At 67.9% G+C, this 21,088-nt stretch carries 21 protein-coding genes; 16 read left to right on the top strand and 5 right to left on the bottom strand.

Annotated features, from left to right (window positions below; all coding sequences use genetic code 11):
• Positions 1–10 precede the first annotated feature (10 nt).
• Genes H6844_14760 through H6844_14745 form a run of 4 tightly spaced genes read left to right on the top strand, consistent with a single transcriptional unit; the run spans position 11 to position 4,017 of the window.
• A complete protein-coding gene (locus H6844_14760) occupies positions 11–1,972 on the top strand; it encodes a heme lyase CcmF/NrfE family subunit (protein ID MCB9930660.1) in 1,962 nt (653 codons plus the stop codon).
• A 4-nt stretch (positions 1,973–1,976) separates the two neighbouring features.
• Positions 1,977–2,513 (top strand): DsbE family thiol:disulfide interchange protein, encoded by a 537-nt coding sequence (locus H6844_14755; GenBank protein ID MCB9930659.1) that lies wholly within the window; start codon positions 1,977–1,979, stop codon positions 2,511–2,513.
• Positions 2,510–2,965 carry a cytochrome c-type biogenesis protein CcmH gene (locus H6844_14750; GenBank protein ID MCB9930658.1) on the top strand — a complete coding sequence of 152 codons (456 nt, stop codon included), beginning with the start codon at positions 2,510–2,512 and terminating at the stop codon, positions 2,963–2,965. Before H6844_14755 ends, H6844_14750 begins: the two co-directional genes overlap by 4 nt.
• Before the next feature lie 17 nt (positions 2,966–2,982).
• On the top strand, positions 2,983–4,017 hold the full coding sequence (locus H6844_14745) for a hypothetical protein (GenBank protein ID MCB9930657.1): 1,035 nt from the start codon (positions 2,983–2,985) through the stop codon (positions 4,015–4,017).
• A 224-nt stretch (positions 4,018–4,241) separates the two neighbouring features.
• Here H6844_14745 and H6844_14740 read toward each other — a convergent pair whose 3' ends face one another.
• The gene (locus H6844_14740) at positions 4,242–5,618 is read right to left on the bottom strand and encodes an LLM class flavin-dependent oxidoreductase (protein MCB9930656.1); all 1,377 of its coding nucleotides are present in this window, start codon (positions 5,616–5,618) and stop codon (positions 4,242–4,244) included.
• Positions 5,619–5,772: 154 nt separating this feature from the next.
• On the opposite strand from H6844_14740, the gene H6844_14735 reads away from it, so the two are divergent.
• The 3 genes from H6844_14735 to H6844_14725 are packed head-to-tail and all read left to right on the top strand — an operon-like array spanning position 5,773 to position 7,976.
• On the top strand, positions 5,773–6,501 hold the full coding sequence (locus H6844_14735) for an SDR family NAD(P)-dependent oxidoreductase (protein ID MCB9930655.1): 729 nt from the start codon (positions 5,773–5,775) through the stop codon (positions 6,499–6,501).
• A gap of 12 nt (positions 6,502–6,513) precedes the next feature.
• Entirely contained in the window at positions 6,514–7,131 is a 618-nt protein-coding gene (locus H6844_14730; GenBank protein MCB9930654.1) for a 2-hydroxychromene-2-carboxylate isomerase, read from the top strand.
• A 5-nt stretch (positions 7,132–7,136) separates the two neighbouring features.
• The gene (locus H6844_14725; GenBank protein ID MCB9930653.1) at positions 7,137–7,976 is read left to right on the top strand and encodes a sugar phosphate isomerase/epimerase; all 840 of its coding nucleotides are present in this window, start codon (positions 7,137–7,139) and stop codon (positions 7,974–7,976) included.
• On the opposite strand, the gene H6844_14720 is transcribed toward H6844_14725, so the two are convergent.
• On the bottom strand, positions 7,973–8,758 hold the full coding sequence (locus H6844_14720; GenBank protein MCB9930652.1) for an ion transporter: 786 nt from the start codon (positions 8,756–8,758) through the stop codon (positions 7,973–7,975). The genes H6844_14725 and H6844_14720 overlap by 4 nt on opposite strands.
• A 189-nt stretch (positions 8,759–8,947) precedes the next feature.
• Here H6844_14720 and H6844_14715 point away from each other — a divergent pair, with 189 nt between their 5' ends.
• The 8 genes from H6844_14715 (at position 8,948) to H6844_14680 (ending at position 16,739) form a co-directional block, all read left to right on the top strand.
• A complete protein-coding gene (locus H6844_14715) occupies positions 8,948–9,907 on the top strand; it encodes a tripartite tricarboxylate transporter substrate binding protein (protein MCB9930651.1) in 960 nt (319 codons plus the stop codon).
• A gap of 25 nt (positions 9,908–9,932) precedes the next feature.
• Positions 9,933–10,349 carry a GFA family protein gene (locus tag H6844_14710; protein MCB9930650.1) on the top strand — a complete coding sequence of 139 codons (417 nt, stop codon included), beginning with the start codon at positions 9,933–9,935 and terminating at the stop codon, positions 10,347–10,349.
• The gene (locus H6844_14705; protein ID MCB9930649.1) at positions 10,346–10,867 is read left to right on the top strand and encodes a tripartite tricarboxylate transporter TctB family protein; all 522 of its coding nucleotides are present in this window, start codon (positions 10,346–10,348) and stop codon (positions 10,865–10,867) included. The genes H6844_14710 and H6844_14705 overlap by 4 nt, the downstream gene beginning before the upstream one ends.
• 6 nt (positions 10,868–10,873) lie before the next feature.
• The gene (locus H6844_14700) at positions 10,874–12,385 is read left to right on the top strand and encodes a tripartite tricarboxylate transporter permease (GenBank protein ID MCB9930648.1); all 1,512 of its coding nucleotides are present in this window, start codon (positions 10,874–10,876) and stop codon (positions 12,383–12,385) included.
• A gap of 166 nt (positions 12,386–12,551) precedes the next feature.
• The gene (locus tag H6844_14695) at positions 12,552–14,033 is read left to right on the top strand and encodes a hypothetical protein (protein MCB9930647.1); all 1,482 of its coding nucleotides are present in this window, start codon (positions 12,552–12,554) and stop codon (positions 14,031–14,033) included.
• Between the two features lie 340 nt (positions 14,034–14,373).
• On the top strand, positions 14,374–15,399 hold the full coding sequence (locus tag H6844_14690; protein ID MCB9930646.1) for an LLM class flavin-dependent oxidoreductase: 1,026 nt from the start codon (positions 14,374–14,376) through the stop codon (positions 15,397–15,399).
• A gap of 13 nt (positions 15,400–15,412) precedes the next feature.
• Complete coding sequence (locus tag H6844_14685; protein ID MCB9930645.1) at positions 15,413–16,114, top strand: DUF1045 domain-containing protein; 702 nt, start codon at positions 15,413–15,415, stop codon at positions 16,112–16,114.
• A gap of 58 nt (positions 16,115–16,172) precedes the next feature.
• A complete protein-coding gene (locus H6844_14680; protein ID MCB9930644.1) occupies positions 16,173–16,739 on the top strand; it encodes a DUF2244 domain-containing protein in 567 nt (188 codons plus the stop codon).
• Here H6844_14680 and H6844_14675 read toward each other — a convergent pair.
• From H6844_14675 to H6844_14665, 3 genes are all read right to left on the bottom strand, one after another.
• Positions 16,736–17,539: a 4-hydroxy-tetrahydrodipicolinate reductase gene (locus tag H6844_14675; protein ID MCB9930643.1), complete on the bottom strand. Its 804-nt coding sequence runs from the start codon at positions 17,537–17,539 to the stop codon at positions 16,736–16,738. The two genes, H6844_14680 and H6844_14675, sit on opposite strands and share 4 nt — an antisense overlap.
• A gap of 49 nt (positions 17,540–17,588) precedes the next feature.
• Positions 17,589–18,821, bottom strand: a complete 1,233-nt coding sequence (locus H6844_14670; protein ID MCB9930642.1) for a threonine ammonia-lyase — start codon at positions 18,819–18,821, stop codon at positions 17,589–17,591.
• A gap of 81 nt (positions 18,822–18,902) precedes the next feature.
• On the bottom strand, positions 18,903–19,937 hold the full coding sequence (locus H6844_14665) for a GNAT family N-acetyltransferase (protein ID MCB9930641.1): 1,035 nt from the start codon (positions 19,935–19,937) through the stop codon (positions 18,903–18,905).
• Between the two features lie 247 nt (positions 19,938–20,184).
• On the opposite strand from H6844_14665, the gene H6844_14660 reads away from it, so the two are divergent.
• On the top strand, positions 20,185–21,087 hold the full coding sequence (locus tag H6844_14660; GenBank protein MCB9930640.1) for an NAD(P)-dependent oxidoreductase: 903 nt from the start codon (positions 20,185–20,187) through the stop codon (positions 21,085–21,087).
• Position 21,088 lies beyond the last annotated feature (1 nt).

Here is a 21,088-nt window from a genome sequence, read left to right as displayed (position 1 = left end):
GCTTGCCCGCATGACCGTCGAAACCGGCCACTTCGCCCTGATCGTGGCCTTGATGCTGGCGCTGTTGCAGGCCACGGTGCCGCTCTGGGCCGCCAGCCGGGGCAATCGCGAATTGATGAGCCTCGCCCGGCACACCGCCTGGGGGCAGTTGATCTGCGTGGCGCTGGCCTTTTGCGCGTTGATGTACGCCTTTGCCCGCTCGGATTTCTCGGTGCTGGTGGTGGCGGAGAACTCGCACTCGGCCAAGCCCTTCCTTTACAAGCTGGCCGCCACCTGGGGCCATCACGAGGGCTCGCTGCTGCTCTGGATCCTGATCCTGGTGCTGTTCGGCGCCTGTGTCGCCACGTTCAACCGCGGCATGCCGGAGTCGACGCGCGCCCGGGTGCTGGCGGTGCAGGCGATGGTGGCGTCGGGGTTCCTGCTGTTCACCCTGCTGACCTCGAACCCGTTCGTGCGGCTGGCGACGCCGCCGGTCGACGGCAACAGCCTGAACCCGCTCTTGCAGGATCCCGGCCTCGTCTTCCACCCGCCGCTGCTCTATTTCGGCTATGTCGGCATGTCGACGGCCTTCTCCTTTGCCGTCGCCGCCTTGATCGAGGGCCGCGTCACCCCGGACTGGGCGCGGTGGGCGCGGTCCTGGGTGCTGATCGCTTGGTCCGGCCTGACGCTCGGCATCGCGCTCGGCTCGTGGTGGGCCTATTACGAGCTGGGCTGGGGCGGGTTCTGGTTCTGGGACCCGGTGGAAAACGCCAGCTTCATGCCCTGGCTGGTCGCCACCGCGCTGCTGCACTGCATCAGCGTCGTCATCAAGCGCGACGCCTTCAAATCCTGGACCGTGCTGCTGGCCATTCTGGGCTTCTCGCTCAGCCTGCTCGGCACCTTCATCGTGCGCAGCGGCCTCTTGACCAGCGTGCACGCGTTCGCGACCGATCCCACCCGCGGCGTGTTCGTGCTGATGCTGCTGGGCATCGCCGTCGGCGGCGCGTTGCTGCTGTTCGCGATCCGCGCCCCGGCCATGGAGGGCGGCAGCGGCTTCGCCCCGGTCAGCCGCGAAGGCGCACTGCTGCTGAACAATTTGTTGCTCGCGACCGCCGCCGGAACCGTACTGATCGGCACGCTCTACCCGCTGGTGCTGGAGGCGATCACCGGGGAAAAGGTCTCGGTCGGCCCGCCCTATTTCAACAGCACCTTCGTGCCGCTGATGCTGCCCATGCTGGGCCTGATGGCGGTCGGCCCGCTGCTCGCCTGGCGCCAGGCGGATGCGTTGCGCGCGGTGAAGCAACTGTGGCTGGCGGCCATAGCGGCCGCGATCGTTGTCGCCGTCGCGATCTGGATCGGCGGCGCCGGTGTCGCCGGCGTCATCGGCCTGGGCGTTGCGGCCTGGCTGGCGGTCGGCTCGTTCTATGGCTGGGTCCGCCGCTGGTGGGGGCCCGGTGCGCTGCGACGGCTGGTCGGCCTGCCGGCGGAGGTGCACGGCATGACGCTCGCCCATATCGCCGCCGCGGTCATCGTCGCCGGCATCACCGCCGCCAGCGTCTGGCAGGGCGAGCGGGTGCAGCTGATGAAGGTCGGCCAGACGGCGCAGTTGTCCGGCTATTCCTGGACGCTCGACCGGGTCTACGACACGCTCGGCCCCAATTACGAGGCCGTGCGCGGCCAGATGACCGTGCGCGACGACGACGGCAAGACCGTCGCCGTCCTCTACCCCGAACGCCGTTTCTATCCCGACTCGCGCCAGAACACGACCGAGGCGGCGATCCACACCACCGGCCTCGCCGACCTCTATGCCGTGATCGGCGAGGGCAGCGCCGACGAGGGCTGGGCCGTCCGCCTCTATCACAACCCGCTGGTGCCATGGATGTGGTTCGGTGCGGGGCTGATGGCGTTTGGCGGCCTCGTCTCGGCCAGCGGTCGGGTGCGCGTGCGGCGGACCCGGAAGCAAACCGCAGGTGCGGCGGAGGCATCGGCCTAGGCTCATGGCGAAACGTCTGATTTATCTGCTGCCGCTGCTGCTGTTTGCGGGCCTCGCGGTCTATCTCTGGCAGGGCCTGGGCAAGGATCCGAGCCGGCTGCCGTCCGCGCTGATCGACAAGCCGGTGCCGGAGTTCAACCTGCCGCCGCTTGCCGGGCGCGAGCCGGCAAAGCCGCTGGCGACCGCGAATCTCGGCCACGGCAAGCCGATGCTGGTGAATTTCTTCGCCTCCTGGTGCGGGCCGTGTCGGGTCGAACACCCGATCCTGAACCGCCTCGCGCGCGAGCACGGCGTGACGATCCAGGGCATCAACTACAAGGACAAGCCCGAGGACGGACTCGCCTTCCTGCGTCGCCTGGGCGACAGCTATGACCGCGTCGCCGCCGACCTGGATGGCCGGGTCGCCATCGACTTCGGCGTCTACGGCATACCGGAAACCTTCGTGATCGACGGCCAGGGCCGGGTCCGCTTCCGCAATCCGGGGCCGCTCGACGAGGAGACGGCGAAACAGGTGCTGGCGCTGGTGGAGTCCCTGCAATGAGGCTGGTCTTGCTTGCCCTGGTGGCGTGGGTGCTGGCAGCGCCGGCGGCCTGGGCCATCGCGCCCTCGGAAATGCTGAAGGACCCGGTGCTGGAGCATCGCGCCCGCGAACTCAGCAAGGAATTGCGCTGTCCCAAATGCCAGAACCAGTCGCTGGACGACTCGGAGGCGGACATCGCCCGCGACCTGCGCCGCATCGTGCGCGAGCGGATGGTAGCCGGCGACAGCAATCAGGAGATCAAGGACTATCTCGTCGCCCGCTATGGCGAGTTCGTGCTGCTGAAGCCGCCGGTGAAGGAAAGCACGTGGATTCTCTGGTTCGGGCCGCTGGGCCTGGCCGTGATCGGCGCGTTCGTGATCTGGCAGATCGCCCGCCGGGGGCGCGCGAAGCTGGCGACCGAGCCGGACCGGGGTCCGGATGACGAGGAAACAACGGGGTCGGTGACCGGATGATGTTGTCAGGACTGGGATTGGCGCTGGTTGCGCTGGTCATTGCCGGCTGGATCGCCTTTGCGCTGCGCAAGGCGGGCATGGCGGTGGCGCTGATCGGCGGCTTTGCCGTGCCGATTGCGGCCATCGTCGTCTATGCTGCACTCGGCTCGCCGAACCTGCCGGACGATCCGCTCGCCGGCCGCGCCGCCACCGAGCCGCAGGTGGCGCACGAGCAGGAAATCGCCGATTTCCGCCGCATGGTTGCCGCGCTGGCCGATCGCCTGAAGGATCAGCCGAACGACCTGGAGGGCTGGACCATGCTGGCCCGCTCCTATCGCGCGCTGAACGAATGGGGCGCCGCCGCCAGCGCCTGGGCGCGGATGATCGAGTTGAAGGGCAAGAAGGTCGAAGCCATGGACTGGGCGGAACTCGCCGACCTGCGCATCGCCGCGGCCGGCGGCCGGGTCGACGACGGCGCGTTCGATGCCGCCAAGCGCTCGCTGGCGCTCGATCCGACGGTGGCGAAGTCGCGCCATTTCCTGGCGCTCGGCCTGGCCCAGCGCGGCCAGTTCACGGAGGCGATCAGCCGCTGGAAGGCGCTGCTGGCCGATGCCCCGGCCGATGCGTCCTGGCGCGAGCCGGTGGCCCGGCAGATGACCGAGGTCGAGGACCTGCTCGCCAAGCAGGAAGGCCGCCCCGTGCCCAATCGGCCGGCACAGGCGCGTCCGGTGCCGCCCATGGCCGCCGCGGGCGGGGCCGACATTGCCCGGCCGCAGCGGGGGCCGTCCGCGGCCGACGTCGCCGCCGCGGGCCAGATGAGCGGGTCCGACCGCGCCGCCTTCATCCAGAGCATGGTGCAGCGCCTAGCCGACCGCCTGGCGGAGAATCCGGACGACCCGGCTGGCTGGCTGCGGCTCAGCCGCGCCTATGGCGTGCTGGGGCGCACTGACGATGCCAAGTCCGCCCTCGACAAGGCGGAGACGATGGCCACGGCCCGCCTGCAATCCGGCACCGGCGACACCGCGGAGATGCAATCGGTCCTGGATGGCGTCAAGGCCCTGCGCGGGCAGTAAGGGCTCTCGCGGCGTCTGGCGACCGGCCCGACCGAGGGCGCGGCATCCGAGCCCATGTTCCCCGGACGGTGCGGTGCGCCTCTGTTCCCCGGACGGTGCGGAGCGCCGATCCGGGGCCGGCCGCTCTCGCGAACACCGCGGGCGCCGGTGTTCGATGAAGGACACCGGTCCCGGCACACCGCTCCGCGGCGGCCGGGAAACACGGGCTCCTTACCCCACCGGCCTCAGCCGATGCGAGCGGCCGCGGCCGGGTGCGGAGCGGCGAGGCGGGGGCGGCCGAACAGCTTGTCGCGCAGCGTGCCCTCGCGATAGGCGGTCTTGAAACGGCCGCGGCTCTGCAATTCCGGCACCACGGAATCGACCAGGTCTTCGAACGTCTCCGGCATGATCGCATAGGCGAGGTTGAAGCCGTCGACGCCGGTGGTATCGGCCCAGGCGATCATCTGCTCCGCCACCTCGGCGCCGGTGCCGACGAACACCGGGCTGCGGCCGCCAATGCCGGCGTATTCCGCCAGCTGGCGGACGGTCCATTGCGTGTCGGCCACGCCCTTGGTCAGGCTCTCCAAAGCCGACTGGATGCCCTCGGTCTGCAATTGCTCGGGCGACAGGTCGCCCAGCGTGTCGTCGGGGCGCAGGCCGGAGAGATCGACGCCCAGCCAGCCGGATAGCAGCGCCAAAGCCCCCTCGGAGCTGACATAGCGCCGGTATTCCGCCAGCTTGTCCTCCGCCTCGGCCCGGGTGGCGCCGACGATGGGTGTCGCCAGCGAGAAGATCTTCAGGTCGTCCGCCGTGCGGCCGACCGCGACCGCGCGCTCGCGCATGTTCGCGACATAGCTCTGCGTCCCCTTTTCCGAGGGGCCGCCGATGAACAGGCACTCCGCATGCGCCGCCCCGAACTCCCGCCCCTTGGCCGAGGCGCCGGCCTGATAGAGCACCGGCGTGCGTTGCGGCGAGGGCTCGCAGATGTGGATCGCGTCCAACTGGTAGTACGGCCCGTCATGGCGCATGCGATGCACCTTGGCCGGGTCGGCAAAGACGCCGGTCTGGCGGTTTTGCACCACCGCGCCGTCCTCCCAACTGCCCTCCCACAGCTTGTAGACCACCTGCATATAGTCGGCGGCCATGTCATAGCGCAGGTCGTGGGTGGTCTGCTGCTTCTGGCCCATGCCCTGGGCGGCGCTGTTCAGATAGCCGGTGACGATGTTCCAGCCGATCCGCCCATTGGTGAGGTGATCCAGCGTCGTCATGCGGCGCGCGAACGGGTAGGGGGGCTCGAAGCTCAGCGTGCAGGTAACGCCGAAGCCCAGATGCTCCGTCGCCATCGCCATGGCCGGGATCAGCAGGCAGGGGTCGTTCACCGGCACCTGGATCGCCGCCCGCAGGGCCGCATCCGGCGTGCCGGCATAGACGTCGTAGACGCCCAGCACATCGGCCAGGAAAATGCCGTCGATCAGGCCCCGCTCCAGCGTCCGCGCCAGGTCGACCCAGTAGGCGAGCGTGTTGTAGTGGCGGGACGTGTCCCGCGGATGCGTCCACAGGCCGGGCGACTGGTGCCCGATGCAGTTCATGTGGAAGGCGTTGATCAGCAGTTCGCGAGCCATGGCAAGCCTTTCGCTCGGCCGGGTGTATCAGGAGGACCGACAGTAAAGTCCGTCGCCATGCCGACGTAAAGGCCGCGGGTCCGACGGATGGCGATTTACAGCGATACCGGTTTCGGGCAGGATACGTGTAGATACGCTTTTTCAGGAGGCCGCCATGTCATCCCGCAACGCGTCCTGCGCCATTGTCGGCGCCGGCGACTATATCGGCGCCGCCGTCGCCCGGAAATTCGCGGCCGAGGGCTATGCCGTCCATCTCGGCCGGCGCAACGGCGACCAGCTGGCACCATTGGTGGCCGAGATCGAGGCGGCGGGTGGGACCGCCTTCGGCCATACCCTCGACGCGCGCGAGGAAGACCAGGTGGTCCGCTTCTTCGAGGCCGCCCAGGCCCAAGCGCCGCTGGAAGTGGCGGTGTTCAATGTCGGCGGCAATGTCCACGCCCCGATCCTGGAGACGACCGAGCGGGTCTTCCGCAAGGTCTGGCTGATGGCCGCCTATGCCGGCTTCCTCTCCGGCCGCGAGGCGGCGCGCCATCTGGTGCCGCAGGGCAGGGGCTCGATCTTCTTCACCGGCGCGACCGCCTCGATGCGCGGCGGCTCCGGTTTTGCCGCTTTTGCCAGCGCCAAGGCCGGCCTCAGGGCACTGGCCCAGTCCATGGCGCGGGAGTTGGGGCCGCAGGGCGTCCACGTCGCCCATCTGGTCGTCGACGCCGGCGTCGACACCGCCTGGGTGCACCAGCGCCGTGCCGCCGCCGGCAAGCCCGTCGCGCCCGGCGACCTGTTGCAACCGGCCAGCATTGCCGAGACCTACTGGATGCTGCACAACCAGCCGCGGGATGCCTGGACGTTCGAACTCGACCTGCGCCCGCACAAGGAACCCTGGTAAGGACCCACCGCCATGGCCAACCCCGTTTCCGTCGAATTCCACTTCGATTTCGGCAGCCCGAACGCCTATCTCTCGCACCGGGTGATCCCGGCGATCGAGGCGCGCACCGGCACGCCGTTCCGCTATGTGCCCGTGCTGCTGGGCGGCGTGTTCAAGGCGACCGGCAACAAGTCGCCGATGGAGATGTATGGCGGTATCAAGAACAAGCCGGAATTCCTGCGCCGGGAGACCGAGCGGTTTCTGAAGCGCCACAAGATCACCAACTATGTCCGCAACCCGCATTTCCCGGTGAACACGCTGCTGATCATGCGCGGCGCCGTCGTGGCGGAGGCCGAGGCCCGGCTGGCGGACTATGTCGACGCGGTGTTCCGCTGCATGTGGGAGCAGGGGCTGAAGATGGACGACCCGGCCGTGGCCGCCGACGCGCTGACCGCCGCCGGCTTCGACGGCCCGGCGCTGCTGGCTCGCACCCAGGAGCCGGAGATGAAGGCCCGGCTGGTCGCCAACACCGAGGCCAGCGTCGCCCGCGGCACTTTCGGCAGCCCGACCTTCTTCGTCGGCGAGGAGATGTTCTTCGGCAAGGACCAGCTTCGCGACGTGGAAGAGGCGATCCTGGCGGCCAAAGGCTAGGGCCCATGCCGGCAGGGACGGTCCTGGACCGCATCGGCATCGACATCGGCCGCAAGCTGCCGGCGGAGGACGCCGTCGCCTGGGCTGCTAGCAACGGCGTCCGCTATATCGACCTTCAGTGCGATCTCGCTCCGAACGCGCTCGAGCGCTTCGACGCCGCCACCTGCACGGCCCTGCGCGAGGCCGCCGCCGGCGCCGGCCTGCATCTGGGCCTGCACACGCTGTCCGCCGTCAACGTGGCCGAGGTGGCGCCATTCCTGCGCCAGGCGGCGGACGCCTATCTCCGCGCCTATATCGACCTGGCCGCGGCGCTCGCGGCAGAGTGGGTGGTGGTGCATGGCGGCTTCCACTTCACCGACGATCGCTCCCTGCGCCGGGCCGCCGCCATCGACCGGCTGCGCCGCGCCGTCGCCTATGCGGAGGAGCGGGGCGTGTTGCTGCTGCTGGAAAACCTGAACGGCGAGCCGGACCGGGCCGAGGTCCATTACATGCCGGACACGCTCGCCGACACCCGCGCCTGGCTGGAGGCAATCCCGAGCCCGAACCTGCAATGGGCCTTCACCGTCAACCACGCTCATTACGACGCCGACGGCATTGCTGCCTGGATCGCGGGCATGGATATGCGCCGCTGCCACGAGGTGCGGCTTGCCGACAACAATGGCGAGTACGAACTGCACATGCACCCCGGCACCGGCACCATCGACTTCGTCGACCTGTTCCGGCGCCTGGAGGCCGGCGGTTTCCGCGGCCACTACATGTGCAGCTGGGGCACGCTCGACCAGATGCTGGCCGGCCGCCGCGACCTGGCCGCCTGGGCAGGGGAGGCGGGAGCAGGGGGCGGCTAATGTCGTCGCTCTTGCCGGGCGGCGATGCGCTCGGCCTGGCGCTGGGCCCGTTGCTCCTGGAACGCATCGCTGAACGCCGCCGCCAGAATGCCCGCCGGCAGCGCCACCAAGCTGACGGCAATGATCGCCGAGGCGCCGGCAATTACCTTGCCCAACCAGGTGTGCGGAACCACGTCGCCATAGCCGACCGTGGTCAGGGTCGCGACCGACCACCAGAGCGCCCGCGGAATGCTGCCGAACTGCTCCGGCTGGCCCGGCCCTTCCACCAGATACATCAACGTGGCGCTGACCAGCAGGATGATCGCCGCCAGCACGCCCGCCAGCCCCAGTTCGAATCGCCGGGCCGAAACCGCGGTGACGATGGCGGCCTCCGCCGCGGCCAGATTGCCCAGTTTCAGCAGGCGCAGGATCCGCGCCAGACGGGCAATGCGCATCAGCACGGTTTGATCCGGCAACGGCGCAAAGACGGGACTGACGGCCACCAGGTCGATCAACATGCGCAGCCGCGTGACGAAGCGCAGCCGGCCACGGATGCCGCGATATTCCGGCAGGCAGCCGGCCGCGTAGACCCGGAGGACATATTCCACCAGAAAGACGACCGAGACCGCGTTGCTGATGCGGTTGCACCACAGGCGCATCATCTCCGGCAGGGTGGGCTCGCTTTCCGCAACCGTGATGACGACGGATACGCCAATCAGGATGCTGACCACCCAATTGGTCAGGCTCAAGCCCGGCTGGCGACGTCCCTCGGGAAACAGTTGCTGGAACAGAAAATCTTGCATGGAGCGGGGCCGCTGGAGGGAGTGATCGGGGCGAACTCTAGCAATTGCCCGTCCTTCCGGGAATTACCGCATGGTGGATGACCGGACATGACGGGCAGGTTGTCGGGTTGACGGTTTGTCGCAAGGCTGCGCACCATTTCGGCTCAAGCCGGTATCCACAGAACCGAGACCGAAAAGGGAGTTGCGCCAATGAAGTTTGTGACCCGTTTGGCCCTGGCTGCGGCAGGCGCCGCGTTCGCCGCTTCGGCGGCGCTGGCCGATGACTACCCTTCCAAGACCATCGAGGTCATCACCCATGCCGGCGCGGGCGGCGGCACCGACGTCAACACCCGCATGATGATGCTGCGCACGCGGCGCGAACTGGGCGTCGACATGGTCGTCGTCAACAAGCGCGGCGGCAATGGCGCGCTCTCCATGGAGTATTTCAAGTCGCAGCCCGCCGACGGCTACACCGTCCTGGCCTTCACCAACGGCCATGCGCTGACCATGGCGCTCGGCAAGACCGACCTGAAGCTGGAGGACATGCGGCCGCTCGCGCGCGGCACCAATGACCCGCAAATCCTGATGGTGAACTGCAAGACCAGCCCCTACAAGACGTCCGACGAATTCCTGGAGGGCGTGCGCAAGACCAAGCTGAAATTCGGCACCACCAATATCGGCGGCCTCGACCACATCACCGCCTATGTCTTCGCCAAGAAGGCGGGCGCGATCCAGCCGGATATCGTGCCGTTCAAGGGCGGCGGCGAACTGGCGACGCAGTTGGTGGCGGGCTCCATCGACGTCGGCGTGCTCAATCTCTCGGAGGCCTCGGCCCAGATCGAGGCGGGCGACATCTGCCCGATGGTGGTGCTGGCCGATGCCCGCATGGCGCCGATTCCCGATGCCAAGACGGCCAAGGAAATGGGCGTGGACGTGGAATTCGCCACCGTCCGCGGTTTCGTCACCCACGCAGCCGTGCCGGACGACCGCGCCAAAAAGCTGGAAGACGCGATGCTGAAGGCGATGCACAACAGCGTCTACCAAGCCTATCTGGCATCCTCCGGCCTCGACAACTCGTCGGTGCTGGGCGCGGACGACTGGGGCAAGCAGATGAAGAAGCTGCTGGAAGACCTTGTGCCCGCTGCCAAAGAAATGGGCCTGGTGAAATAGCCGGCCGCGCGGTAAGGACACTCCCATGCACATCGACGGCCAGTGCTTTTGTGGCCATGTCGCCTATGAGGCGGAAGCGGACCCGGCGCGGACGGTGGTCTGCCACTGCACAGACTGCCAGACCCATTCCGCCTCGGCCTTTGGCGTCGTCGTGCCGGTGCGGGTCGCCGATTTCCGCCTGACCGCCGGCACGCTCAAGACCTGGGTCAAGACGGCGGAGAGCGGCAACCGCCGCGCGCTGACCTTCTGCCCGGAGTGCGGCACCCGCATCCATGGCGGGCCGGAGCAACCGGCGGCCGGGGATGTCTTTAGCCTGCGCGTCGGCACCATCCGCCAGCGCGCGGCATTCGTGCCGCAACGTCAGGTCTGGTGCCGTTCGCGCCAGCCCTGGACCCTCGACCTCGCCGCCATCCCCGGCACCGAGCGGCAGGGCGCGCGATGACCGCTCCCTCCCGGCATCCCCCGGACCTGCCGTCGGCGGAGACGCCCGCGCGCGGCGTCGGCTGGGGCGATTATGGCGTGCCGGTGGTGGTGTTCGCCTTCTGCGGCCTCGTCACCCATTTCTCGCTGCAAATGGAGGAGGCGCTGCCGATCATCATCGGCCATTCCATGCAGCCGCGGGTATTTCCCATCTTCCTGATGGGCGTGATTGCCGTGCTCAATCTGGGCCTGATCGCGCAGATCCTGATGAGCCCGGTCAGCCGCCGCGACTGGGAGCCCTACCAGACCTGGGCGACGGCGGTGCTGCTGGGGGTGTTCTACCTGCTGGCGGTCGAGGTCGACCTGATCCTGGCCATGGCCGCGGTCATGTTCGCCCTGTCGCTGCTCTGGGGGCAGCGGCGCTGGTGGGTGGCGGCGCTGACGGCGCTGCTGACCACCGGGGTCATCTTCTTCACCTTCGACCTGCTGCTGGAGGTGCGCTTTCCGCGCGGCCTCTTCACCGACTGGTATTACGGATAGCCGCCCATGGTCGCCGACGCCGTCTTCGCCATGGTCGCCGTGCTGGGCGACCCCTACCTGATGGGGCTGATCTTCATCACCACGGTCGGCGGCGTGCTGATCGGCGCCATGCCGGGGCTGGGCGCCACCACCGGCGCGGCGCTGCTGTTGCCGTTCACGCTCACCATGGAGCCGGTGCCGGCCATCGCGGTGATGACGACCATCTATGTCTCTGCCACCTTTGCCGGCGCCATTACCGCCATTTTGATTAACACGCCCGGCACGCCCGCCGCCGCCGCCACCTGCCTGGACGGCTTTCCGCTGGCGCAGCGGGGCGAGGCGGGGCGGGCGCTGGGCGTGGCCGTTGTCGCCTCCACCATCGGCGGGATTTTTTCGGTGATCGTGCTGGCCATCGCCGCGCCCATGCTGGCCCGCGTCGCCTACGAGTTCCGCCCGCCGGAGTATTTCGCGCTCACCGTGTTCGGCCTTTCCATGCTGGCCTCGATCAGCGAGGGCGGGGCGATCCGCAACCTGATGGGCGGCATGTTCGGCGTCTGGCTCGCCACCATCGGCGCCGACGCCACCACCGGGGTCGAGCGCTTCATGTTCGGCCATTACGAACTCTATGAGGGCCTGAACTTCATCCCCGTTCTGGTCGGCATGTTCGCCCTCAGCGAGTTGCTGGTGCAGTCGCGGAGCCTGAACCAGGTGGTGGAGCGCATCTCCATGAAGGCGGTCAAGCTGCCGACCCTGGCGGACTACCGCAAGATCTGGCGGGCGGTGCTGCGCTCGTCCGGCATCGGCACTTTCATCGGCATCCTGCCGGCCGAGGGCGCGACGGTGGCCAGCATGATCGGCTATTCCGAGGCCAAGCGCTGGAGCCGCACGCCGGAGGAATTCGGCAAGGGCGCGGTCGAGGGCATTGCCGGGGCGGAGGCCGCGAACAACGCCGCTACCGGCGGCGCCATGGTGCCGACCATGGTCCTCGGCATTCCCGGCAGCGGCACGACGGCGGTGATCCTGGTGGGCCTGCTGGTGCACGGCCTCCGCCCCGGCCCGCACCTGTTCACGGAGCAGATCGACAAGGTCTACGCCATTTTCGGCACCATGCTGGTGGCGAATGTGATGTTCTTTTTCCTGGGCTTGTTCGCTGCCAAGCTGTTCGCCCGCGTGACGCTGATCCCGCGCAGCGTGCTCTGGCCGATCGTGTTCGCATTTTCGATCGTCGGCAGCTATTCGCTCGACCAGTCGATGCTGGACGTTACGGTCTGCCTGGTGTTCGGCGTGATCGGCTATCTGTTCCGCCGCTTCGGCTTCGCCATCGCCCCCGTCGCCATCGGCCTGATCCTGGGCGAGATGGTGGAGACCAACCTGCAAAACTCGCTGAAAATGTTCGACGGCGACTGGACCCGGATTTTCGTGCAGCCCCTGGCGGCGCTGTTCCTGGTGCTGGCCGTCCTCGGTATCAGCCAGCCCTATCTGGTGAGCTGGTTCAAACGCCGCAAAGCCGGCCGCATGGCCGAGGGCTCGCCGGAATAGGCGAGGGGGCGTTTGAGAGTGTGAATACCCCGGCCGGCCTCGGGCCGAGTGTTCCCCGGACGGCCCCCGGCCGATCCGGGGCCGCTAGCCTCAGGGGAAAGCCCTTTCCACTCCACCCTCCCATTTTGCGCTGGCACCCCCTACCCAACGGTGCGACACTCTCCGCATGGTTGAGGTTGCCGACATCCGAGATCCAGAGAGCTTTCGCGCGTGGTTGGAGGAAACCCGTCAGCCGCAGCAGATTCGCGTTGCACTTGCGGCGCGCGCGGCGGCGCGGGTGCTGCCGGCGGTGTGGGCGATATTGGCTAGAAACAACACATTCTCGTCGCTGCCCTTTGTACGTGCCAATTTGATTGCGAATGTTGCCGGGTTAGCACCAACGGGGATGATGACAGATTCGGGGTACGTTAGCGCGTTGCGAGGGTCCGCCTACGCTGCCTACGCCGTGGCTGACGACGCAGCCTACGCCGTCGCCTATGACGCCGTCTTCCCAGCCCGCGCCGCAGCTTACGCCGTCTTCGCCGCCACCGCCGCTGACGCCGCCTTCGCCGCCACCGCCGCCTTCGCCTACGCCGACGCCGCCGCCACCGCCGCCGCTTGGTCGGTTCTTCGCTCCGATTGTATGGCTGTTACTGAGGGGACACCGTTGCGGTCGGCGCCTCTGTTTCCCGATCGAGCGTCCGCGCCTCTGGCAATCGCTTGGCGAGAGGTGCAACGCCACTACGGCAGCGATGCAGCCTGGCATTTCTGGCTCGACTGGTACCGTCGTTTCCTGACCGGCCGCCGTCAGAATTGGCCCCTACTGCTCGAAATCGCCCTCCAGGACAACGATTTCTGGCATGGCTCCGACGCCGAAATCAACGCCCGCATCGCGGAGATCGCTGCCCGATTCGAAGCAGAAGACCCGGTCGACCCACCGCAAGGCGATTCCATCGCCACTGCCCTGCCGCAGGCCATCGAGAACTCCTACAACGCCGAACGCATCGTCGAACGAGACGACCGGTTTGACGTCGAACCAATCACCGAAATTGACGCGGACGCGTTTCAACTAGGCCTGCAGCGCGCAACCATTCTCTTAGAGGACATTGCCGAGGCGGTGGCGGACCGACCGCAACCGCTTTCCGCATTGCCAGAGGCCATTCGGCCCTTGGTGAAAGCATTGGCCGAAACCGGCGAATTTCCTTATCTCGTCTACCATGCCTTGCTGCGATCCGCCCATCGCATCAAGATCATGTGCCAGCGTGAAGAATTGCCGTCCAATGACTATGCGGTGGAGGATTTTCGCCAGCAGCTCCGCAGCATCGCGCTCGATATTTTGGCGAATGACCCTCAAGTCAAGAAAGCCCTCGATGCCCGCATCGACTTCCATCTCGAGGAACTGACAGCCGCCGAGCAGGCGGATATGCGGAAACTGGGCAAAGGGCTTGCTGAAGTTTCCGTTCCTCGCCTCGGCGACCAAATGGTTGAGGACAGCGAGACCGCGACCAATCCGGACGAACCGGACGCTCAAGCCCGGAGAGGCGCCTTCTTCCAGTTCGCCAGTCGCTTTTTCCGTATGTTGGATCGCAACCGCTCCAAGGTCGATGCGATTGCCATTGCTGTCGGGGCTGGCGGCATCGTCGTAACGATCATTGGTATGTTCGCGTGATGCCAGAGTCGCTCGCGTGAACGAACACTCAGAAGAGGAAATGACCGGTATTTCCCCGATGTGGTTTCCCGCCGTCATTGCGAGAAGCCCCGGGCTTGATCCGGGGCGACGAAGCAATCCAGACCGCGCCTTCCGTTCCGCCGTCCCCCAACCCGCGCACGCCCTTCCTCGGACCGGCCCCTGGATCGCCACGGGGCTTCGCCCCTCGCGATGACGCCGCAGGGGAGGGGCGGTGTCGCCTCATGTTAGGGTTTGTTCAGGTTTGGCCACTTTTGCTAAGGTTGGATAGCGCCGCTCGCCGGCGGCAGCCCATATTTCGGTACGCGAAGGATTCGCCCCCATGCAATTCGGCCTGATGACCCGAGGCCAGTTCCCCTATGGCGACGACATGCAGAGGCGGTTCGCCGAACTGATGGAGCAGGCGCGCCTCGCCGACCGGCTGGGCTTTGCCTCGCTGACCAAGGGCAGCCATTATTCGGCCCATCCCTACCAGGATTTCCAGCAGCTTCCCTATCTGGCCCGCGTCTCGGCGGAGGCGCCGAACCTGCGCATCAATGCCGGCATCGTGCTGGTGCCGCTGCACAAGCCGCTCGACCTGGCCGAGCAGCTGGCGACCCTCGACGTCATGACCGGCGGCAAGCTGATCTTCGGCGCCGGCCTCGGCTACCGCGACGTGGAGTTCAAGGCGTTCGGCACCGCCGCGCGCCAGAAGGTCCGCCGCTTCGAGGAGACGCTGGAGGCGGTCAAGCGCCTCTGGTCGGAAGAAACCGTGGACATGGTCGGCAGCCATTTCGAACTGGCCGGCGCCTCCTGCCCGTTGAAGCCGGTGCAGCAGCCGCACCCGCCGATCTGGATCGGCGCCAACGCCGACAAGGCCATCGAGCGGGCGGCGCGGATCGGCACCTGCTGGTACATCAACCCCCACAACACGATCAGCACGATCAAGCGCCAGCTCGACGTCTACAAGGCGGCGCTCGACAAGCTGGGCAAGCCCTTCCCGGACGAATTGCCGATCCGGCGCGAGGTGTTCGTCGCCGAAACCCGCGAGCGGGCGCTGGAGATCTGCCGGCCCTATCTGGCCGACAAGTACGAGACCTACAACGCCTGGGGCCAGTCCAAGGCCATGCCGGAAGGCGACAACGACCTGGGCCAGGAACTGGACGACCTGCTGAAAGACCGCTTCCTGATCGGCTCCGCCGACGAGGTGGCGGAGCGGCTGGTGACGCTGGCACAGGAGACCGGCGTCAACCATGTGGTCATGAGCGTGCAATGGCCGGGCATGCCCCAGGGCCTGGTGCTCGACACCATGTGCCGCCTGGGCGAGGAAGTGTTCCCGAAGGTGCGTGCCGCCCTCGGTGTCGCCTGAGGGGAAGCGACCCGTGCCGAGCGGCGAGCGCTACGCCATCTACTACGCCCCCGCCGCGGACTCGGCGCTCTGGCGCTTCGGCATCGGCTGGCTGGGCCGCGACCCCGTGGGCGGCGAAGCGCTGCCGCAGCCGGCGGTGCCCGGCCTCTCCGCCGCGGCGCTGGCAGCCGCCACCGGGTCGCCCCGCAACTATGGCTTCCACGCTACGCTGAAGCCGCCCTTCCATCTGGCCGACGGCACCGACGCCGCGGCGCTGCTGGCCGCCGCCCGGTCATTCGCCGCGGGCCGTCCGGCCTTCGACGCGCCGCCGGTCGGGCTGCGGCGGATCGGGCGGTTCCAGGCCCTGGGCCTGACCGCGCCCTGCCCGGCGATGGAGGCGCTGGCCGCCGACTGCGTCCGGTCCTTCGACGCCTTCCGCGCGCCGCCATCGGCGGATGAACTGGCGCAGCGGCGCGCCCGCGGTCTCTCCGAACCGCAGGAGGCCAACCTGCAACGCTGGGGCTATCCCTATGTGATGGAGGAGTTCCGCTTCCACATGACCCTGACCGACTCCATCCGCGACGACGCTGTGCACGCCGCCATCGCTGCCTATCTGGAGCCCCGGCTGTCCCCGTTCGCCGCCGCGCCGCTGCCGGTGGATGCCATCTGCGTCTACCGCCAGGAGACACGGGCGGCGCCGTTCCTGTTGGTGCAGCGCTTTCCGTTCCAGGGCTAGGCCGCCGGAAAACAAGCCTCTCGCTTCGCAGGCGCGAACGACCATATAGTCAGGTGCCATGACCGACTCGTACCGCTCGCCGTTCCTTCTGGATGTGGTGCTCTATCCGCACCGCTCGCTGCCGCCGCAGGGGTTTTTCACCCTGATGCTGGCGGTGGCGGTGGTGAGCTTTGCCGCGGGCATCCTGTTCGTCACCATCGGCGCCTGGCCGATATTCGTGTTTTTCGGGCTCGACGTGCTGTTGCTCTACTGGGCGTTTCGCCTGTCCTACCGCAGCGGCCGCCTGTGCGAGGTGGTGCGGGTGACCCGGCACCAGTTGACCGTGCAACGGGTGCAGCCGAACGGCAAGCGCCAGACCTGGAGCTTCCAGCCCGCCTGGGCGCGGGTCGAACTGCTGAAGCCGGAGGATCACGACTGCACCCTGCTCCTGGCCAGCGGCCGCGAGCGGCTGGTGATCGGCGCCTTCCTGCCGCCGGAGGAGCGGGTGGAGTTTGCCGGCGTGCTGAAGGAGGCGTTGCGCGCCGCCCGCACTTGGCCGACCGACAGCGGGGTGGCCGCCGGCAGCGAGGCTATGGCTGGCGGCGGTGGCGATGGCGGCGGCGGCCTCGCCGAAACCGGGGCCTAAAGGTCCAGTCCCAGCACGTCTTTCATGGTGTAGAGCCCGGGCGCCTTGCCGCCGGACCAGAGCGCGGCGCGGACGCCACCGCGGGCAAATAACTGGCGGTCGGTGCAGCGGTGGCTGATCTCCAGGCGCTCGCCCGGGGCTGCGAACATCACCGTGTGCTCGCCGACCACGTCGCCGCCGCGGAGCGTGGCAAAGCCGATATCGCCCGCCCGGCGGGCACCGGTATGGCCCTCGCGGCTCCACTGCGCGACGGCGTCGAGGTCCACCTGGCGGCCGCGTGCTGCCGCCTGGCCCAGGCCGACCGCGGTGCCAGAGGGCGCGTCGATCTTGTGCTTGTGGTGCATTTCGACGATTTCGATGTCGTATTCCGGCCCCAGGAGCCCGGCCACCTTCTCTACCAACGCGAACATCAGGTTGACGACGACGCTCATGTTCGGGGCGTAGACGACGGCGGTCTTGGCGGCGACCTCGCGCAGCACCGCCTCGTCGTCGGCCGAAAGGCCGGTGGTGCCGATCACATGGGCGGAGCCATGCCTGGCGGCCATGCGCGCATGCTCCACCGTGGCGGCGGGGACAGAGAATTCCATGACCGCGTCGGCGGCCCGGAACACCGCCTCGGCATCGTCGCCGATGACCACGCCCAGCTCGCCGACCCCCGCCAGCACGCCGGCATCCTGGCCCAGCACCGGGCTGCCCGGCCGCTCGCAGGCGGCGGCGAGGCTGGCGCCCTCGGTCTCGGTCACGGTCTGCACCAGCATGCGGCCCATCCGGCCGCCGGCGCCGATTACGCCCAGTTTCATGGCAAGCATCCTCCCAGGATCAGCGGTCTGTTGGCGGGCACTTTAGGCGCTAGACCGTCGGGACGCCATGGGCATGGGGGTCGAGAATGCGCGCGCTGACACCCTCCTTCGCGAGGGCGGCCAGCAGCCGGTCGCCATGGGCGGCGTCGCGGACTTCCAGGACGAAGTCGATTTCGGTCAGCTTGATCGGCACGTCGAAGAACAGCCGGTTGTGCTCCACCTCCAGCACGTTGGCGCCGGCCTCGGCGATGATGCGGGTGGCCTGGGCGAGGCCGCCGGGGGCGTCCGACACCTCGACGCGCAGGCGCACCAGGCGTTTGTGGCGCACCAGGCTGCGCATCAGGCAGGAGGCCAGCATGGTGGCGTCGATATTGCCGCCGGAAATCACCAGACCCACCTTCAGGCCGCGGAAGGCTTCCGGCTTGGTCAGCAGCGCGGCGAGCGGGGCGGCGCCGGCGCCTTCGGCCACCACCTTGCCGACGGTGGCGAGTTCCTGCACGCCGTATTCCAGCTCTGCCTCGTTCAGGACGATGATGTCCTCCACATGGTCGCGGATGATCGGCAGGGTGCGCTTGCCGGGGTGTTTGACGGCAATGCCCTCGGCGATGGTGGGCTTGCCGGGCGGGGCGGGCGTGCCGGCTAGCGCGCAGGCCATGCTGGGAAAGGCCGCGGCCTCGACGCCGATCAGGCGGATATCCGGCTTGATCGCCTTGGCCGCGACCGCAATGCCGGCCATGAGACCGCCGCCGCCGATGGGGGCAACGATCATGTCGAGGTCCGGGGCGGAATCGAGCATTTCCAGGCCGACCGTGCCCTGGCCTGCGATGATGCGCTCGTCGTCATAGGGGTGGATCAGGGTCAGCCCCTCCTTCGCCACCAAATCCGCCGCCAGGGCTTCCAGGTCGGCAATATCGTTGCCCTCCTGGATGACGCGGGCGCCGAAGCTCTCGGTGCGGGCGACCTTGGCGAAGGGGGTGCCTTTCGGCATGGCAATGGTCGCCGGAATGCCCAGCCGGCCCGCATGGTAGGCAACGCCCTGGGCGTGATTGCCGGCGGAGATGGCGATCACACCCAGGCTGCGCTCCAACTCGGTCAGGGCCTGGATGCGGTAGAGCGCGCCGCGGTCCTTGAACGAGGCGGTGAATTGCAGATTTTCCAGCTTCAGCCACACTTCTGCGCCGGTGAGTGCCGAAATCGAGGGGGAGGGGCGCATCGGCGTGCGCACCACATGGCCGGCGATGGCTTCGGCTGCGGCCTGGATATCCGAGAAGGCGACCGCCATGGCGGGGTTCCCCTGTCGCTGGACGAGAGGCGGAGTGTAAGCATGGCGGATCGTGGAGGCCAGTGCGGTGCAACCCATGGCTCAGACCAGAACCGGCTGGCGGGCGGCATCCTCGCGCACATAGCGGAGCAGGGCGCGGGCGTCGTCGGTGTAGAGTTCCATCCCCTCGAACCAGGGCTCGCCGATGGCCCGTTGTAGCAACAGCGCGTCTGTGCCCATCCAGCGCGGCAGCAGGGCGCCGAACCAGAAGCCGGCGGCGCGCAGGGCCGCGACGGCGGCGTCGGTGCAGGGCGAATCGAGCGCCAGCACAACCTGCACCATGGTGCGGCCGTTCCGGCGCGCAAAGGCGACGGTGTCGGCGACCCGGCGCTCCAGATCGTGGCCGACACGGCGGATGTTGAGGCGCACCAGGTCGAAGCGGGGCAGGTCCACGGTCTCGATCCGGCTGCGCCCCGCCTGGTCCAAGGGCCGGTCGGCGGTGGCGAAGGCGCGGGTCAGATGCAATTGGTCGTATAGGGCCAGCATCAGGTCGCTATAGGCCGAAGGCAGGTAGGCCACTTGGCGCGGCGCGTCGTCGAGGGCGCGGTATTGCAGCACGGTCGCGGTCGGCCCGGCACCGGTCGCCTCGATCTGCATCATGCGGGCGGGGACATAGCCGATCTCGAAGCCGACATCGACGAAGTCGGCGCGCCAGAGCGCCCGCTGCGAGAACACATGGTTGGTGAGCGCCGCGCCGAACAGGCCGCAGCAGCCGGGGTCGCGGTCGGCGATGGCGATGCAGGTGTCGATCATCTGGCCCAGCAGGCCCTGGGTGCGGTGGCCGGGGTCGACCACGCCTTGCCCCAGTTCGCGCACGCCCGGATGTGCCGCGGACTTCAGGATGCCGAGATGGCCGACCGGCGCGCCGCCCGGCCCGCGGGCGACGAGGGAGTGACAGGTGCCGTCCGCATTGGCGCGGCGGTAGGCCTGCGGATCGTAGACATCGGCGGAGAGATAATGGTCGCCATAGATGCGGCGGAACAGGTCCGGCAGGCGGTCTGCATCCTGGGGGGCAAAACCGTCAATAATGTACGTGGTTTGTTCTTTTTGCGACGATGCGGTGGCAAGGCTTTTCATGGTGTGACCCTATGCTTGGCGTGGGCGGGGCTGGGGTTGAAAATTGAAGCCCATCGTTGACACGCAAATTATGATTGTAGAATGGTCAACAAATAATGAACATATGGTTGCGAATGGGGAATTTTTCCCCGAGCGGTGAGGTATGGTTCGCGGCGTGGCGGCGTGGCCCCGCGACAGGATTTGTCGGCTAGGCTAGCATGGCGCCGTTTTCACAACTGAACCGTAAAATCCTGTGTGGGAGTGCCCGATGAGTGACAGCAACCTGACCCTGGGCTTTGTCGGCCTGGGGGTGATGGGCGAGCCGATGTGCCGGAACCTGGCCCGGAAGAGCGGCAAGCCGGTGCTGGCCTTCGACCTGCGGCCGGAGCCGTTGCAGCGCGCCTCCGAAGACGGCGTCGAGGCGGCGGCGTCGCTGGCCGACCTGGCGGCGCGGGCCGACATCGTCTTTCTCAGCCTGCCGGGCGAGCCGCAGGTGCGCGCGGTGGTGCAGGGGCCGGACGGGCTGCTGTCGCACATGCGCAAGGGCCAGACCCTGGTCGACACCAGCACCTGCCCGGTGTCGCTCGCTCGCGAGATCGGCGCGGAGTGCGAGGCCAAGGGCGTGGACTTCGCCGACGCGCCGGTCGCCCGCACCGCCCAGGCGGCGCGCGACGGCACGCTCAGCATCATGGTGGGCGGCACCGAGCCGGTGTTCAAGCGGATAGAGCCGCTGCTGTATTGCATGGGTGAGGCCATCACCCATTGCGGGCCCGTGGGCGCCGGCGAGGCGGTCAAGCTGATGAACAACATGGTCGTGGTTCAGACGGTGCACGCCATCGCCGAGGCGCTGGCGGTGGCGCGGGCGAGCGGTGCCGTCGATGGTCGCGTTTTGTTCGAAACGCTGGCCAAAAGCTCGGCCGACAGTTTCGTGCTGCGCAATCACGGCCTGAACTCCATGCTGCCGGACACGCACCCGCGGCAAGCCTTCCCGGTCGACTACATCATCAAGGACCTGTCCTACGCCATTCGTCTGGCGGAGGAGAGCGGGGTGAAGATGGAGGCGGCCTACGCGACCCGCGACGTGCTGGAGCGGGCGGCGCAGCAGGGCCATGGCGACCGCTACTACACCATCATGATCAAGGCGATCGAAGGCTCGCCGGAGCCGGCCTGAC

The sequence above is a fragment of the Alphaproteobacteria bacterium genome (assembly GCA_020638555.1).
In the GTDB taxonomy this organism is placed as follows: domain Bacteria; phylum Pseudomonadota; class Alphaproteobacteria; order Bin95; family Bin95; genus JACKII01.
The sequence above is the reverse complement of the archived record's forward strand: the minus strand, read 5'-3'. Positions and strand labels throughout refer to the sequence as shown.

What these genes read in the sequence shown, in the direction of transcription:
- H6844_14740 (MCB9930656.1), bottom strand. Translation starts at nt 5,618, where the DNA reads ATGGCTCGCGAACTGCTGATCAACGCCTTCCACATGAACTGCATCGGG.
- H6844_14705 (MCB9930649.1), top strand. Translation starts at nt 10,346, where the DNA reads ATGACCGCTCCCTCCCGGCATCCCCCGGACCTGCCGTCGGCGGAGACG.
- H6844_14735 (MCB9930655.1), top strand. Translation starts at nt 5,773, where the DNA reads ATGTCATCCCGCAACGCGTCCTGCGCCATTGTCGGCGCCGGCGACTAT.
- H6844_14695 (MCB9930647.1), top strand. Translation starts at nt 12,552, where the DNA reads ATGGTTGAGGTTGCCGACATCCGAGATCCAGAGAGCTTTCGCGCGTGG.
- H6844_14755 (MCB9930659.1), top strand. Translation starts at nt 1,977, where the DNA reads ATGGCGAAACGTCTGATTTATCTGCTGCCGCTGCTGCTGTTTGCGGGC.
- H6844_14725 (MCB9930653.1), top strand. Translation starts at nt 7,137, where the DNA reads ATGCCGGCAGGGACGGTCCTGGACCGCATCGGCATCGACATCGGCCGC.
- H6844_14670 (MCB9930642.1), bottom strand. Translation starts at nt 18,821, where the DNA reads ATGGCGGTCGCCTTCTCGGATATCCAGGCCGCAGCCGAAGCCATCGCC.
- H6844_14730 (MCB9930654.1), top strand. Translation starts at nt 6,514, where the DNA reads ATGGCCAACCCCGTTTCCGTCGAATTCCACTTCGATTTCGGCAGCCCG.
- H6844_14665 (MCB9930641.1), bottom strand. Translation starts at nt 19,937, where the DNA reads ATGAAAAGCCTTGCCACCGCATCGTCGCAAAAAGAACAAACCACGTAC.
- H6844_14720 (MCB9930652.1), bottom strand. Translation starts at nt 8,758, where the DNA reads ATGCAAGATTTTCTGTTCCAGCAACTGTTTCCCGAGGGACGTCGCCAG.
- H6844_14710 (MCB9930650.1), top strand. Translation starts at nt 9,933, where the DNA reads ATGCACATCGACGGCCAGTGCTTTTGTGGCCATGTCGCCTATGAGGCG.
- H6844_14680 (MCB9930644.1), top strand. Translation starts at nt 16,173, where the DNA reads ATGACCGACTCGTACCGCTCGCCGTTCCTTCTGGATGTGGTGCTCTAT.
- H6844_14690 (MCB9930646.1), top strand. Translation starts at nt 14,374, where the DNA reads ATGCAATTCGGCCTGATGACCCGAGGCCAGTTCCCCTATGGCGACGAC.
- H6844_14715 (MCB9930651.1), top strand. Translation starts at nt 8,948, where the DNA reads ATGAAGTTTGTGACCCGTTTGGCCCTGGCTGCGGCAGGCGCCGCGTTC.
- H6844_14660 (MCB9930640.1), top strand. Translation starts at nt 20,185, where the DNA reads ATGAGTGACAGCAACCTGACCCTGGGCTTTGTCGGCCTGGGGGTGATG.
- H6844_14750 (MCB9930658.1), top strand. Translation starts at nt 2,510, where the DNA reads ATGAGGCTGGTCTTGCTTGCCCTGGTGGCGTGGGTGCTGGCAGCGCCG.
- H6844_14675 (MCB9930643.1), bottom strand. Translation starts at nt 17,539, where the DNA reads ATGAAACTGGGCGTAATCGGCGCCGGCGGCCGGATGGGCCGCATGCTG.
- H6844_14760 (MCB9930660.1), top strand. Translation starts at nt 11, where the DNA reads ATGACCGTCGAAACCGGCCACTTCGCCCTGATCGTGGCCTTGATGCTG.
- H6844_14700 (MCB9930648.1), top strand. Translation starts at nt 10,874, where the DNA reads ATGGTCGCCGACGCCGTCTTCGCCATGGTCGCCGTGCTGGGCGACCCC.